The 17318-nt window shown below is 43.8% G+C and carries 7 protein-coding genes; all 7 read right to left on the reverse strand.

Features of this window, described 5'->3' with window-relative positions; translation table 11 throughout:
• On the reverse strand, nt 1–1615 hold a 1615-nt coding region (locus RHS_RS22220), incomplete at its 3' end, for an Ig-like domain-containing protein (RefSeq protein WP_395023343.1).
• Nucleotides 1616–1788: 173 nt separating this feature from the next.
• Nucleotides 1789–4665 (reverse strand): LamG-like jellyroll fold domain-containing protein, encoded by a 2877-nt coding sequence (locus RHS_RS22230; RefSeq protein ID WP_047834403.1) that lies wholly within the window; start codon nt 4663–4665, stop codon nt 1789–1791.
• Nucleotides 4666–4682: 17 nt separating this feature from the next.
• Nucleotides 4683–6929 (reverse strand): family 43 glycosylhydrolase, encoded by a 2247-nt coding sequence (locus RHS_RS31650; RefSeq protein WP_395023348.1) that lies wholly within the window; start codon nt 6927–6929, stop codon nt 4683–4685.
• Nucleotides 6930–6948: 19 nt separating this feature from the next.
• The gene (locus RHS_RS31655; RefSeq protein ID WP_377143775.1) at nt 6949–7029 is read right to left on the reverse strand and encodes a DUF6783 domain-containing protein; all 81 of its coding nucleotides are present in this window, start codon (nt 7027–7029) and stop codon (nt 6949–6951) included.
• Between the two features lie 210 nt (nt 7030–7239).
• Nucleotides 7240–14964, reverse strand: a complete 7725-nt coding sequence (locus tag RHS_RS22240; RefSeq protein WP_047834404.1) for a LamG-like jellyroll fold domain-containing protein — start codon at nt 14962–14964, stop codon at nt 7240–7242.
• 257 nt (nt 14965–15221) lie between these two features.
• Complete coding sequence (locus RHS_RS22250) at nt 15222–16622, reverse strand: RsmF rRNA methyltransferase first C-terminal domain-containing protein (RefSeq protein WP_047834406.1); 1401 nt, start codon at nt 16620–16622, stop codon at nt 15222–15224.
• Nucleotides 16623–16666: 44 nt separating this feature from the next.
• Nucleotides 16667–17318, reverse strand: a 652-nt coding sequence (locus RHS_RS22255) for an FtsX-like permease family protein (protein ID WP_047834407.1), incomplete at its 5' end; no start/stop codon positions are given.

Consider the following 17318-nt stretch of genomic DNA (forward strand, 5'->3'; position numbering starts at 1 on the left):
ATCCCTCTTCTGTCTTAAAGATACGGGGATCTGTAACCTGAAGCGTGCCATTGGTATTCTTAGAGAAAATCACTGCACCACCATTGTTCAGAACTTCAAAGTTTTTTCCGTCTTTGCTCACAGCCATGTAGACACTGCGGGTTTCCTGGGCTACATTTGCTGCGGAGGCATAGAAGTCTGTAGAAGTGGAATATACAGCTGCATAATATCCCTCCTGCAGTTCCCTGACTGACTCTACTCCATGTACTGTAATTTCAAATGCTTCTGATTCCATACCGCTAACGATTGCTGTCACATGTGCAGTCCCTTCGGAAATTCCTCTTGCAACACCCTTTTCGTCTACCGTAAGTACCTCTGGATTATCAGATACCCAGGTTACTGTCTTGTCTACATTTGTAGATGCGGGCTGCAGTGTAACGCTGAGGCGGATACTTTTATCTTCATCCACCGTATTTTTGCCTGAAATAGTGACACTCTCCAAGGGGATTGGCACCATGGTTTCCTGATATAGAGCAGCAACTTCATCATCGGTCAGTGCTTTTCCATAGAAGGAAACGTCATCCAGCATAGCTCCGGCACATTTCCAGTATGTTGCCAGGCTGGCGCCCAGACGGACATTGGTTGCGGATGGATCTTCGGCAAGGCCTCCTGTCAGATCGCTGATCATCTGCCCGTATTTCTCGGAACCGGAGGTAATGGTATGCTGCTTTTTCACACCGTCGCTATAAAAAGTGATTCCGGACTCTGTGACTGTCATGGTAACCATTTTCCATGCATCCTTTTGGTCTAGTCCCAGGCTGGCAACGGAAAAATCTGTATAAAAAGTATTCTGGTCTGTGGTATTCCAATAAACCATCAGCTGGTTCACCGCAAATGTACCCGCTCTTTTTCCCGTAGAAGGTGCTACTTCAAAGTCTATCAGACATCTGTCACCGCCTGCTTTGCCCGTAGTCTTTGTCCAGAAATTGAGGGTAAGGCCATTCTCTGTCTCCTGTCCTGCAAAAGGATTTCCCGGGAGCAGTGCATATCCGCGGTTGTTATAATCCGCTTCATTTAACTGAAGCACCTGTCCCCTGTATACATCATTTACCAAGGACGGTTTTTTTCCGCTTCCAACAGTCTCCAGTAAAAGCTTCTGACCGTCATATTCAAGCGCCTTTCCATCCGATGACAGCTTATAATCAGTAAAGTCATAGTTCTTAAGAGCCGTTGAGGAGATTTCCCCGGCTGCTTTATTTTCCCCGGACTGTTTCTGATTACCGGACTGTTTCTGATTACCGGGCTGTTCCAGAACTTCATCCAGATCTGTGTTCACGTCCTGCTGATCCTGTGGTTTTTCTGTCTGTAACAGAACCTCCGATTGATCTGTCTTCTTAGCCGATTCACCGTCCTGCTTTTCTGACTCAGGTGTAATGGCTGCACTATCCTGTTCCTGTATTTCGATTGCCGTATTTTCGCTGGCAAACACGGTACCTGACATCGGTGTAGCCGCCACTGCTACCGCGGTTACCACTGCCAAAATCTTTTTATATATTTTATTTTTCATTTTTATACCCATTGTATATTGCAGGCTTGCCTGCAATACTGCCACAATAAAACAGATTGAAAGAATCACACCGTGGCATCCTTTCTATAACATAATTTTCTTTCAACCTTTTCCTCCCTTTACTGCTCATCAAATGTAAATGAACTTCCATAAAAGCATAATTTTGAAATCCTCTCCAGTCTGCAAGCCGGAGCTTCTGCCCACAGGCAGACCTGCAGATCATTTCCGGAAGCTCTGAAGTTCTATTTTATTTTGATTGTCTTCTTCATGGTCACCCCTGATACCTTTGCTGTTACCACAACTCCGCCTTTTTTTAAAGCTTTCATTTTACCTTTTGCCGATATCCGGGCTACTTTTTTATTATTTACCGACCATTTCACTTTACCTGAAATACCGGCAACTTTTAAGGTAATTGATTTTTTTGCTTTTACACTGCTTTTTCCGGTTATTCCACCCACCGATATACTGACCGATCGTGTAATACTCTTTCCATCAACTGCAACCGTTACTCTAACAGTCCCTTTTCCGGTTTTCTTTCCCGTTACTTTTCCACTGGAATTTACTGTAACTGCACCGGATGCCTGATAAGTTATCTTGGGATTTTTGGCTTTGACTTCATTTGGACAGCTGACTGCTATCTTCGTTGCAGATCCTTTTGCAATTTTAGTCTTTGCGGATTTTGCAGTCACCTTTGACAAATCCACAACTGCTGCTGGAGGCTGTTTCTCTTCCTCAACTGTTGCTATCGTTATAAAATCCACCGGATATCCATCTGCCCCTGAGATAACTCTGGCAGTGAGAAGAGCATACCCTGCCTTTTGTGCAACTGCTGTACCATTTTCATATTTCACCACATCCGGAGCACTGGAACTGTAGCTTACGGTAACGCTATTTTTTAACTGATCCGGCAGGCGGAATATCGTTGCTGTTCCCTTTACTTTTAATGATACTTTAGAAGCAGGCTCTGCTTTTTTCAGCGTATCCCATACACTGTCATAGCTGTTCTCAAAGCGCAGGCTCTTCACTGCCCTTTTTAACATGGCGGCTGCTGCATCTGCTTCCCCCTGGGAAACAATCCCCGCTGCTGACTCCAGTGCTGCATATAACTGTTTCCTGGATATAGCACTTAAATACGGCGTATCATAAGACCGTGCATCCTGTACAAGTGCATTGAGCTCTATTAGATTCAGTGCCTTTACCTTCACGGTAAATGACTTTTCGGCTGTAACCATTCTGGCTGTGAGAACCACCTGGGTATCAGCGGATGGGTTGTTAACTTTTCCCAGCCCCGTCACTACCTCAGGCACCGATGATTCCCAGACTACATCCATGGCATTAACTTTTAAAGGCAGCTTTAAATCATAAGCTACTGCATCCATACTTCCATTTCTGCTTCCCAGCAATATGCTATCCGTTACCGCATTATCCAGCTTTTCCTGAATGGCTTCCCGGTAAGCGGAATTTGTTCCTGCCACATCTAAATCGGACAAGGCTTTATTGTGAATTTTAAAGGATGAAATTTTGCCCTGGAAATTATCGTCACCTGTCCAGCAGGATTTTCCTATGTATCCCAGTATGTCATTTTCCGTACCCGGAGTTACTACATCATCCATGATGCTGTAACCGGTCTGTTTTTCATCAATTTTAATTCCGTCCACATAGAGGGTGATGGTTCCCCGGTCAAATACCATAAATACAGTGTAATATTCCTCATTTTTATTCAGCGGTGTATTCTGGAATAGAATTTCGGTATTGCTGTCCTTGATTCCTCCCCGAAGATTTCCGCCGGAAAAGGATGGACAGCAGAACATATAATTAGCTCCGCTTTTCCGGACTTTCGAGCCAAGGGTGAATAACCAGGCGTTCGTACCGCCGCTTCTGCTGTAAGTTGCTTCAACGGTAAACTGCTCTTTATCGGCAAGATCATCCATAATGGATACCGGGAACTGTACATAGCTGTTTTTCCCTGTTATATGCATAACATCCCGGTCATTTTCCGTATCAAAGGATACGCCTTGCGGATTTATAATCGTTCCATCATTCCCATGTCCGGATATGTCAAGCAGCCTGTCGCCGTCAACAGATGCCATCTGATATTCAACTGCCAGATTCTCATTTACTTCTTCCGGGTCATTTACGGTAACCGCAGTTGTCTCTGTTTTGGCTGTTTCTCCGATACTCACCGTAGTTGTAATCTGAGTATTTCCTTTTTGGAGTCCGGTAACCATTCCCTCTTCATTTACTTCTGCTATAGTGCTGTCCAGAGACTCATAGGTAATCGTTACGTCTTCCGGTGTTACACCTGCCGGAAGGCTGACATTAATCTTTGCCGCTTCATCCTTCATAAGCAGGATGCTCTTCTGTACATGAAAGCCTTCCTCACCCAGAATCTGCTCCGGAGAAAAGTCTCCATACAGTTTCAGGATCTGTGTATCGGTCAGCGCCTGATCATAAATGCTGATATCATCCGCCAGACCTTTGAATTCTTCATCCCAATTGCTGACTCCCAGATAAATATCCTGATTTTGTCCGCTTAAGGCACTGGATGCCAATCCATAGCCGACCTTTTTACCATTTACGTAAACGGCTGTTTCTTCTCCATTTCCGGAAAGGGTAAGCATACTCCATTCTTCAGAGGGGATGTCTGCTTTGGCAATGACTGTCCAGGCATATGAGGTGCCCTCTTCCCGGGTCCAGAGTTTGTAATTATTTTCCCCTTTATTGCCGGATAGAGCCACCCATTTTTCCGGTGAATGATACCCAAGAAACAGGATTGGACTATTGTCTGTGATAGGGGCATCCGGTTTTACCCACAGGGATATCGTATAGGATTCTCCTATATTCTTCTGATTCATTTTCAAGCCATATTCGCCAAGCTCAATTGCCTGATCAGCTTCCTCGGCACTCCGGCCCCGGGCAAGTGTTACATCTCCTTTGTAATCGCTAAGCCCGGTTACAATAGCCCGGGGACCTTCAGCCATTCCGTCATTAAAGTCATAATATGCCAGCGGCACAGGATCTGGCTCCTGGGCTAAAGCTGTGACTGCCTGAACACAAAAAGCTGTTGATACAGCCATGACTCCGGTAAAAGCTGCATATAATAATTTTCTGAACTTCATATTCATTCTCCCCCTCATTATGAAATCTTCTTCAGTTTCATGGTCTTCTTTTCAAACCCTGTCTTGGCAGTGATCAGTTTATTAATTGTTTTATATCTGGAAGAAGGAATCTTAAATACTGCCTTTTTATTGATATTTTTGAAAGCATTTTTTCCTATGCTCTTTATATTTTTTCCCATTGTCACTGTTTTGACTTTTGTCTTTTTATAGAATGCTTTGCTTTGAATGCTGGTTACTTTAAATGCGTATCCATTTATTTTTACTTCAGCCGGAATTTTTATGGATGACGGATTCTTTTTTGAAGTTCCTGTCACAGAAACCGTTCCATTTCTGGCTGCTGATTTCGTTACCTTGTATTTCAGTCCCCCGCTTGTATAAGCTGCACCTTTTTTAGGTATGGTCTTTTGCGGCTGCACCGGTTTTGGAGTTTCCTGCCCGCTGGACGCTGAAGGTTTTTGTTCTACCAGAATTTTAATATCCGCCGATGCGGTTGTCCCCTGATCGGTATAGCTGACTTTTAAAGGTTTTTCACCTGATGTCTTCATATCCAGTGCACTTGCATTCGTACTGAATCCCGTTACTTTTTTACGGCTTCCGTCTGTATAGCAGGCCATTACCTGAAGGTCATTGGTGTTCAGGGTATCCCCGGCAAGATAAGTACGTTTGGTCTTTAATACACGGATACCGCTTAACTTTGCCTGTTCTTCCGGTTTTTTATCTGCATCTGTATCTATGACAAACGTACACTGTTTTTCATTTGGATTTGTCTGCAATACCAGCTTTCCATCCTCACAGACGAGATAATATCCGGGCTTAGCCACGCTCTCCAGGGTAACTCCGTAACCTGCAAATCCTTCCAGGGTACGAAAAGTCATATTATCTGCCTCCTGGGCAGTTCCATATGTATCCTGAGTCAGCACTGTCTCTTCTCCTTTTGCAGACAGGTACAGTCCCGGCTTATTGTAGGATTCAATGGAGACATAGGATGCTTTCGTCTTATCCGCCTTACCCGGCACAATCTCCCAGGAGGCATCTTCTATTTCCGCACTGAGGCTGGTCATTACCGAAGCACTGATCGGATAATCCCCATCGTTCCAGCTGTTTACAAAATTCTCATGTGCCACCGGCACTCCCGAATAGTCATAAATGCGGCTGACTTTTCCGGTCAGGCCCGTAGAAGTCTCCTGGATCATGTCAATGCTTCCATCTGCCTGAATGGAAAATTCTTCTACACACACGGAACGCCGAAATCCGCTTCCATGAGGAAGGGAGCCATTGTGGTAAATAAAATATGTTTTTCCCTTAAAATCAAATACTGCCGGATGATTTGTATTGGAAGTGGCAGTAGGGGGCATCAGCAGGCCTCCAAAATTCCACTTTCCGTCAGTGAGATCATCGGTGGTGCAATATGCCATGCCTTCCCGCCAATTTGCCGCAAAGAAGAGATAATAGGGTCCGTAATAATTTCCGCCCTCATCCTGCTGGCGGTAGAGATAAGGCGCCTCCGTATAGGTATAATCCATGCCTTCTATGGTCTGCTGCCAGATATCATCTCCCATGGTAATCTTTCCATCCTGGTTCTGGTCTTTTACCGATATCATATCCTGGTTCAATTCACACAGGTAGAGAAGTCCGTTTCCCCATGAAAGGTAGATATGTTCTTCTCCATTTTCATCTGTCTCTATCCAGGCTGTAGGATCAATATCGTTCCAGGTACTGGTTTCGGGTTCTGTTACGTATCCCTTAATCATAGAATAACCGATATCCCGAAACGGTCCCGTAGGGCTGTCCGATACAGCCACACCGATAGACTGTTTCCCCCATGCCGTATTATCCCAGGAACAGAAATACATATAATATTTGCCGTTATGTTTCATCACCTGCCCTGCCCAGGCAGAGTTATTGTCGCCCCAGGATACGTCTGTCATATCCATCATTACGCCCTCGTATTGCCAGTTCTCCATGTCCTGGGTGGAATAGCATAGATAATTTGGCATAACATAGCTTTCATTTTGTGCCACATCGTGCCCCACATAGAGATACACGGTATCTCCGTCTACCAGGACCGATGGATCTCCCCCATAGGTAAGATTCTCCTGATCATCGAATCCGAGAATGGGATTTCCAAGCGTACTCTTTTCTACCACCGTTTCCTTTGGAACGGTATTCCCTGCCGCCATCGATTTTAGTTCCATTCCGGGAACAATACCCGCCTGAAGCAGAATGGAAGCAGTTAGAATGCCTGCCATTATTTTCTTTTTCATTACCCTTTTCCTCCTTTTTCTATCTGAAAACTGCTGAGCGTATCTTAAAAATACTTTCTGCAAGATTTCGGTCACAATTTGCGGCAGATTTTTCAGACACGCACTTGATATATTAATTATCCCATACCCCTATAATTATTCAATTGAGTTATTTCTTCATTTGTTTCGATTATTTTGTATCTTTTTGTGTTTATCCGTGACAGGGTTTGTTTTTTTATGTATTTTGTAAGAAATCTTTTGATCAGAATGCAAAACAGGATCCACAGCCTTTTATCAGCCATGGGTCCTGTTGTGTTACTTATATCTGTTCTTATTTTTTTACTACCTTGATTTTTATCTTTTTATACTTTCCGTTAAATGCTTTTACCTTGATTGTTGTTGTTCCTTTTTTCTTGGCTGTGATCTTACCTGTGGAAGAAACAACTGCAACTGATTTTCTGGTGGAAGAGTACCGGATGTTATAGCTTGCCGTCTTGGACGGAAGATTTACTTTTAGCTGGAAACTCTTTCCTACCTTTAATTTCCTGTCTTTCGTATTTAGAGAAATTTTACTTGGAGCTTTACGAACGGTTACGGTACACTTATAAGATTTCTTATTTGCTGTTTTCACCGTTATCGTAGCTTTTCCTGTTTTCTTTCCTTCAATCTGTCCCTTGCTGTTTACTTTTACTACTGATTTCTTGCTGGAGGACCAGGTTACTTTCTGGGAAGCTCCTTTCGGATATACAGTAGCTTTTAATGTTACTTTTTCTTTCAGCCCAATTGTTATTTTTCTTTTGTTTATTTTTACACTTTTTGCCACAGGTGTTGCCGGTTTTGGTTTCTCCGTGGATGGCTGAGAAGGTTTTTCCGTTGAAGGCTGGGACGGCTTCTCTGTGGGCGGTGTTTCTGTTTCCGGTGCATCGGTAGGTGGTGTTACCTGGGTTTTTACAAAGTATGCCGTATAAGTAACATCCTTTTCTGCCAGATCGGTACGTGCCGCCTGGGTATTGCCGTCACTCCACTTACTAAATTCATATCCCGAATCTGCCACAGCTTCAACCCTGGTGCCAACCGTTCCCTTTTCCAGTATCTGGGTAGCAGTACCTTTGATTTTGCCATGTTCCCCTGCTTTGTAAGTAATGGTGAATTTTTCTGCTGCAGGTTTTTCACCATACTTATCTGCAACTTCTTTTGCTTCCATTGCACGGTTATATACTTCAATATTGTCGAAATAACCTTTGAAATAATTGTCTTTACTGTACAAGGATCTGCCAAGGTAAGCAAACAGGTTGGTGCCAAGCTCTGCCATCTTAACCGTAACTTTCTGCTCTCCTAAAAGCTTTCCGTCTTTATAAACTGTAATCTTATCCGGTGTTACCACCATAGTAATATTCATCCATTTGCCTTTAATGGCAGATGTCGTTCCGCTGGCGGTCTGTTCCGAACCGTAAGAACCGGTGGTTATCGATACCCTGGATTGTGTATTCTGTGTTTTTAATAAAAGGTATCTGTTGCTGTTTTTACCAATACCAAACGTAAAGAAGTCTCCGTCAACCATTTCTGCCTTCACATCCATTGAAATGGTCATCTTATTTCTTCCGTCAAAGAATCCCTGGGGCAGTTCCGCATAAGTTCCTTTGGTACCGTTCAGATACAGAACATTTCCTTTTACCTGATCCTCTACATAAGCTGCATTTCCGTAAATCTTGCCGTCACGGCCTTTTCCGGAATCATCTTTTATGGTATTGCTGCCGGCAGCATCTTCAAAGCTATATTTAAGTACTGCATTTTCTTCTTCTTCTTCCGTATTTACGGACGCTTCATCATACCATTTTTTCTGGATAGCATCATACTCCTGACGGGTCAGTGACATAACGGTACCATGTCGCATGGTGGACGGGAAGGAATACTTACTGCTGTCCAGTCTGGTAAATGTTCCGCTGCCCAGATCTGTTGTAATCATCGGATAATATCCGACTCCGCCAAAGTCATCCAGAAGCAGGCACCACTTGTCCTCTCCATTGAATTTAAAGCAGGTTCCGCCTTCTACATAGCGCTGGTCTTTTAAGGATGTTACCTCGGTCCAGCCGCCAATTAAGGAGTTACTCTTTTCCACGATTGTGTATTTTCCAGTGCCGCCCTTTACATCATGATCTTCTCCGGCTTCATTTTTAGAAAAACGGTAGTATACTTTCTTACCATTTTCCATGACGGAAATCACGGAGGTATCTATCACGCTGATTGCATTACCTTCCTGGTTGTGAAGCTCTATCCAAAGCTCCGGTTCTGTAAAGCTGTAGAAGTCTCTGGTCTTGCTGTAGTACACTCTCTGTACACCATAGTTGTCTGCGCTGGTCTTGGATGCCCAGAATACAATATATTCTCCTGTCTTTTCGTCATAAAAAGCTTCCGGTGCCCAGGTGCAGCCTGCATCATCCAGGGCAACCTTAGCCATACGCTGATTGGACCAGTTTACCATATCCGTTGATTCCCAGACCATAATACTCTGGCTTCCAGCTGTCTGTGCAGCTCCCCAGCCATTGCCGCCGTTAATCTTCAGATCCGTTGCGATCAGATAGAATTTGTCACCTTCCGGTGAACGGATAATGAATGGGTCACGGAGTCCTTTTTCTCCCAATTCAGATTTGAGCACCGGTTCCCCGTCATTCATATCCTTCCAATGCAGGCCATCTTCACTGGTAGCAAAGTATATCTGTTCGCCTGTAGCTGATCCCTCACCTTTAAAATAAGCAAATACATAAGCTTCAAAATCTTCTTCTGTTATATCGGATTTTGCCTTTACGGTTACGGTTATCTCCTTTGTATCCTGTGCTTCACCTTTGGAGATCAAAGCAGTAAGAACAACGTTTTTGTCCTTTTCCCCTCTGTTAACCACGCCCGCCGGGGTATTGTCATAGTTTTCATTTACAACTTCTTTTGCGCTGACAACCTGCTCATCGGAACTTGTCCAGATAATTTTTGTTCCATCCATTTCTGCCGGCAGTGTAAGATTACCAAGGATGGCATCTGCATTTGGAATTGTCAGAGCTTCTTTTACTTCTGCTACAGTTTCCGCATCCGTTTTCTGGTATTTTGCATCTTCCTGCTCATAGTTTTCTTTTATCTGCTTTCCGGACAATATGGATTCCACGAATTTTACTTCACGGATTCCACCCTGGAAATCCTTAAAGGAATCGTTGTTGCCGGTTCCAATATAAGCATAGTTAAGTGTTCCCAGACTGGAGATGGATGCAGGTGTCGTTGCCGTACATAACAGTTCTCCATTCATGTAGTATTTCAGTGTTGTTGCAGGTGTTCCGTCTGCTCCGGTTACATCCCGGATTGTCACAGCGATCTGATACCAGGAACCAAGAGGTGATTTTTGATTACCGGGTGTATCCCCCAGAATACTGGTTCCGTCCTGCGCTCCCCATGCGCCTCCGGCTTCTTTGCCGTTTAACATAAATGTCGTTCTGGCACTTGCCCAGTTCAGTGTTGAGAACGCATATCCGTTTTTCTCATCACTTCCAAAAGCAAATACAGTTGAACGGTCATTGGAATTGGTATTTGTCACATCATTACGTACCCATGCCGTAACGGTTAATTCTTTTGCATCCTGCAGTTTTGTAAGTATACCGTCATCCAGCTTAACATAATTCTTGCCTACGGATGCCGTACCTGCCGGGAATACAATGCCGCCTTTGTCATTAACTGCAAAGTCAGCCTGACCTGTCAGGGCACCGTCAAATCCATTATTTGTACCGTCTTTCAGATCATTTGTCAGCGGATAATATGCGAATGGTTCTGTTACTGCTGCATCTTCGTCATCCTCTGCTTCTGCTTTCCCATATGCCTTCATAACTGCATCATACTCTTTCTGAGTCAGATTCAGAATGGTGCCATGGCGTTTTTTCAGGGTATCAAAAGAGTACTCATCAGATGCTAATTTCTTCCATGCCGTTCCGGTTTTATCATTTAAATCTGTAGTAATAACCGGAAGATATCCTTTTCCTTCTGCAAACTGGTCGCTATACAGTCCAAAGGTTGTGCCGTCATTAAATTTAAACAGCTCCGGACCTTCCAGTTTCCTGCCGGTCATATCCCCGCCTAATCCAAGGCTGTCCAGATTGGTTACAACTTCCCAGTTTCCAAAGATGGAAGTACTTCTTTCCAATGTGATCTGTCCGTCTGCTGATGCACGATAATAATATCCGTCGTTGCCCTTAATCATGGTTGTATCAATTATGGATTGATCTGCTCCACGGGTTATATATTCTTTTGCTTCCGTGAACGTAACAAAGTCTCTGGTCTTCGCATAATAAATCTGAAGAACGCCGTCACCGATGTCATCGGTCATATCATTGGTTGCCCAGTATACTACATATTCACCTGTTGTCTCGTCATAAATTGCTTCCGGCGCCCACGCACATCCTCCTGTAGGAGAAGATACTGTCACCGCCCGTGGCTCTGACCAGTTTACCAGGTCAGTAGATTCCCATATGATCAAATCCCTGCTTCCGGTGGTGGTTCCCATTGCCTGTCCCCAGCCTCCCCGGTGATAAATGCTCAGATCGGTTGCCAGCATATAGAAACGGTCTCCTTCTGCGGAACGCATAATGAATGGATCACGTACTCCCTTTTCACCCACAGTACTTGTCAGTACCGGTTTGCACTCATTCAGATCCGTATAGAAATATCCATCCTTACTGGATGCAAAATAAATCTGCTCATCAGTATCTTTGCCTTCTGTTCCTGTAAAACTTCCAAACAGATATGCAACATATGGATCCTGTTTCACCGCTTTTCTTACCGTCAGCTCAAATGTTTTGCTGTCCGTTACATCTCCGCTGGTGATCTGCGCGGTCAGGGTAACCTTCTCATCTTCTTCCCCTCTGGTAACCACACCCGCAGGTGTTACGATATCATCCTGACTCTGTGCCTTGGAGGTAATCACATCTTCATTACTTCCGGACCAGGTAATCGCTGCACCTTCCAGCTCATCCTGAAGTGTAATATTTCCACGTATATCATCAGCATTTGGGATTTCCAGTGCTTCTTTTGCTGCTGCTACCTTTGCGCTGTCATCCCGGCTGGCAGTCTGGGAGATCTGCTCCTGGGTCAGTGCCTTATCATAAATTTTAAAGTCTGCTACTTTTGCTTTTAAACCTGGATCTGCAGACCAAAGAGATCGTCCGATATAACCCATAACGTTATTTTCGGTTCCATTCTCCAGAATTTCTTTTACGCTGGTATTAAACTTAAAGGTTGTTATAATCGCCCCATCCAGATAATAGGACAGGATTTTATCTTTATAAGTAATGGTAATCGTTCCATAGGAACCGTCTTTTGGAAGACTGTGGCAGCCGCCAAAAATCCGTTCCTCTGTTTCTCCTTTGATTCCTCCTCTTACATAGCCTGTGCTGTAGCAGGGATCTACATAGAGATAATTGTTGCCGGTTCCTTTTACCTTTGAACCAAGGCACCAGAGCCAGTGATATGCCCCATTGGATGTACTTACCGTTGTTTCAATGGTAAATTCCTCATCCATAACACCTTCCAGCATGGGCAGTTCTATGTACTGGTTTTTATTTCCGGTAAAGTTCAACGCCGGAACCTCCTCAACTACCAGGATATTTTCCTGTGTCATGCCAACTGCATTCGCATCATTTTTAAGTCCGCTGACGTCCTTTAACTTTCCGTCTTCGATTGTACTCATATCATATTGTACTAATAATCCGCCGTCTTCCACTACATCCGGCGCAACAGGTTTAACCGGTTCCGGATTTTTAATTGAGCTATGTTCTTTGATAAACTCCGGAGATTTTGCCGTATTGTAAATCTTTACATTATCAATGAGTCCCTGATAATATTCTCCGCTTCCCCAGTTTGCCTTACCAATCTGAATAATTCCGCCGCTTTCACCCAGAATGTCGCTCAACTTGTAAGTACTGATCTGTTCTCCCACTTTTTCCCCGTTCACATACAGAGTAGAAGTATCTTCTGTAACAACCAGATCCACATGTTTCCATTCCGGGGAAGATCCTGCCGAAATATTATTTCCAGGCCTTTTTCCGGTATTGTTATAACGCTCTACCGTAAGTCCCGATGCCTTATCCATAATACCAAGATAGTGTTCATTTGCAGGATTCCCTACCTGGGCATTCAGATTTGGCGCTGCATAAAATGCCCATCCATTTCCACTGCCGGATGCTTTGCTGTCATAGGATATTGTAATTTCATCCAGTCCCTTTAAAAGGGGAGTTTCATCTTCTTTGGCGATGCCAAACCAGTTAGTACTGCTTATGGACATTGCCTTTCCGGCATTATCATAGCTGTCTTCCAGTACCGGTGTTCCATTTACCGTTGCTTTCGCCCCTGCTCCTGCAAATCCGTTTTCTTCGTCATCAAAGGTGAAACTGGCAATCAGATTCTCATCTGGTATCTCCTCATCTTTTTCAAAGGTTGCGGTTACTTCGAAACTTTCGGTTACATTCTCGTCTTTTCTCACCGCATCGGTAACGCCATCGCTCCACTCTTTAAAGTGATATCCCACGTCTGCAACCGCTTCCACTCCGGTAGTGCTGCCGCCTCTTGGGATCTTCTCTTCTGTTACTCCCTGAAGAGTACCATTGCTGCCAGCTTTGTAGACTGCCGTTACCTGATCCTTGATCTCGTCTTCCGTTCTGGCATAATTATAAATCTGGATATTATCGATCTGACCTCCGAAATATTCTCCGTTTCCCCAGTTTGCCTTGCCCAGCTGAAGAACTCCGCCATCAGCTCCCAATATATCCGTCAGCTTATAATCGCTTGTATTTTCGCTTTTTACACCATCTACATAGAGAGTTGTAGCATTTTCCTGAATAACCAGATCCACATGCTTCCACTCCGCTGAAGAGGTTCCCAGAACGTCATTTCCGGGTCTGGTTCCTTCGTTATAAAAACGTTCTACCTTCATGCTGTCCGTTTTGTCTATAACACCAAGATATTTTTCATAGTTAGGGGTCTGTGCCGCCCCGCTTTGAGCTGCAAAAAACGCCCATCCATTTCCGGTTGTCCCGGCCTTGCTGTCATAGGAAATAGTAACTTCTTCAAGATCCTTCAATAAAGGTGTATCATCATCCTTGGTAATATTAAGCCAGCTGCGGCTTCTGCCCCCATCCAGGCTCAGTGCCATATCCTGCGATTCACTTCCATGATCTGTAAACAATGCTGCTGCTGCGGAGGCCCCTCCCCCGGTAAATCCGGTTTCATAATCATCAAATGTGAAATCCGCTAACAGTCCCACATCAGCCGCTTTTGAGGTATCTGCAATCTGCTCCTCTGTCAGCGCACCGTCATAGATTTTAAAGTTATCCAGAGTTCCACTGTAGTATTCCCCTTTTTCCCAGTTGGCTTTTCCAATCTGCAGTACTCCGCCGTCTGCTCCCAATATATCAGAAAGCTTAAATTCACTTTGCTGTCGTGCAGTTTCTACACCATTTACATAAAGTATGGTTTCCGTCTCTGTTACAACCAGATCAACATGCTTCCATTCAGAGGAAGTAGGTGCTGAAATGTTATTGCCCGGTCTCTTACCGTTATTGTTATAACGTTCTACTCCCAGGCTTGTCTGTTTGTCGATAATGCCCAGATAATGTTCCTGCTGATACTTTTGCTCATTGGTATTAAGTGCCGCATAAAATATCCAGCCTCTGTTTGCCGAGTCCGCATCGTCTCTGCTGTCATAGGAAATGGTAATATTTTCTTTCCCTGCCAGCAAAGGAGTTCCGTCTGCTTTTGTTACATTCAGCCAGTCTTTGGTTGAGGAAGCAAGGCTTAATGCTTTTCCCCCGTCATCCATATCCACCAGCGTATAATCCCGCATCAGAACTGCTGCCGCACCTTCTCCTGCCAGAGGTGTCTCGCCATCGAAGGTGAAATTTGCAATCATCTTCTTTTCCGTGCTGTCCGACACTTCCTCAGCCATAACATTTACGGGTATACTCGTAACAACCATCGCAGCCGCCAGTGAAGCGGCTATCATTTGTTTCGCATACAACTTTTTCCTCATAAAACCTATCTCCTTTTCTGCCTGATTTGATTATCTGCAGCTTGATATAGATATTGTAACAAATTTGACTTTTTCTTGAGTTTAATAATTTTTGCATTGATTACGATTTTATTGGAGATTTTGCGGGATTTTAGTTTAAACTTATGTTTTTTTACGATTTTTGTATTATATTTTATTATCGTTGCAGACCGATCGTCTGATTGCACAAAAAAAGGCACTGCAAAGCCCAATGCCCTGCAATACCTTCTCATATTTCTTTATTTCATCCTCCATCCTGGATGATATTTGTTTTTTAAAGTCCCATTTACCAGCTTGCCCCATCCCAACGGGAATCCATTGATACAGACCAGCTGCCACCCTTTGCTATGCTTCACTTGCAGATCATCAATATAAATAGTTTCTCCACGCAGATATTTTCCTACACGGCTGTCTGACCAGTTAAAGTTTACGGTGGAAACATACTGCCCCTTATGAAGTGCCATTGCAAATGACTGGCTGGGTTCAAAGCGGTCTTTTTTCAATTCTCCAAGGTAGAGCCCGTTTCTCAGAAAAGCCAGACCTTTTCGATCTCCTAACAGACCCGGTACATAATATACCTGCCCTTTTCGGACTTCTACATAATTTATATCCATATCCATGGAGATATCTTTCAGGAAATCGTTCAGTATGGTGCGGTCTGCTTTGGATATTTTTAATTTTACTCCATTAGCCTTCACATATTTCTGCGCTGTTTCTTCCTCAGACGGTCCTTTTTTCATCAAAAGCGCAATAAAATGTCCCTCTCCTGACATCTTGTGAGGCCAGATCCGGATACATTTGGTAAGATCCGGATGTCCACCCGTCTTCACGAGATCCGGACGCCCCCCGGAAAATCCTTCATATCCCGGCATCTCCTGTATTTCAAACTCCGGGCACTCCTCCAGAAGATATTGAATCACTTCTTCATTTTCTTCCGGAGAAAATGTACAGGTAGAATACAGCAGCTGACCTCCCGTGCGCAGCATCTTTGCCGCCTGCATAATGATTTCTTTCTGCTGTTTTGCACAGAGCAGCGGTTTCTGTTCATCCCAGACTTTTGCAACTGCCGGATCCTTACGGAACATCCCTTCTCCGGAACACGGTGCATCTACCAGAATTTTATCAAAAAATCCCTCAAACTGCCCCGCCAGCTTTCCGGGTATCTCATTTGTGATAAAAGAATTCGGGATTCCAAATACCTCTACATTTTTCAGAAGTGCCTTAGCCCTTGATGCACTGATATCATTGGCAACCAATAACCCTTCTCCTCTGAGCTTAGCACCTAATTCCGTGGCTTTTCCACCCGGAGCCGCACATAGATCCAGCACTTTTTCCCCTGGCTCAACTGCAAGTCTTGATGCAGGAGTCATGGCACTTGGTTCCTGAAGGTAATACATGCCAGCATAGTAAAATGGATGCCTTGCCGGTGTATCCTGCTCCTCATAATAATAGCCGTTTTCCACCCAGGGGATCTTTGTCAGGTGAAAGGGGGCAATCCGTTCGAATTCCCCGGCAGAGAGTTTTGCCGTATTAACACGCAGCCCAAAATTGCGGGGTGCATCATAACTTTTTAAAAAATCGTCAAACTCATCTCCCAGTATCATTTTCATTTTTTCTATAAATGCTTCCGGTAAATTCATAAATATCCTCTGTTTCTGTCATTTTATCTTTGTTTCCATAATTCCTATTCCACACTCTTCAATGATTCAACCATATCAATTTTCTTTAACTTGAAATACATGACAACATTTACAATCAGCGAAAATCCACAGGTGAATAATATAGAATATATAAAACTTGGAAAGTTAATATTCCTTCCAAACATACATGCATCTACCTCAACTGTAACTATAACAAACCGATGCAGAACAATGCCAAGTACAATCCCCAGCAGAACGCCAAAAAACGTAAGTAAAATATTTTCCCGATACACGTAGGCACAAACCTCATTATCATAAAATCCCAGTACCTTGATGGTTGCCAGCTCCCGCTTTCGCTCATTAATATTAATATTGTTAAGATTATAAAGTACCACAAATGCCAGCATACCTGCTGAAACAATTAATACTACAATTACCACATCCAGCGAACTCAGCATATCATCCAGCTGCTTCATTACACTGGAGGTATAGCTGACGCTAAGAGCCGCCTTATTCCCCAGAATATTCTGCCCAACATCTTCCACGTGATCTTTGGCATCCGGTACCGCCTTAAATAAAATGCTGTTATAATCCGGATTTTTTCCCGTGACTTTTTCATATAGTGACGGTGACATATACACATAATGTGCCAGATAATTTTCACATATATCTGCAATTGGTGCTTTTATAGTGGTT

The sequence above is a fragment of the Robinsoniella sp. RHS genome (assembly GCF_001029355.1).
Lineage (GTDB): Bacteria > Bacillota > Clostridia > Lachnospirales > Lachnospiraceae > Robinsoniella > Robinsoniella peoriensis.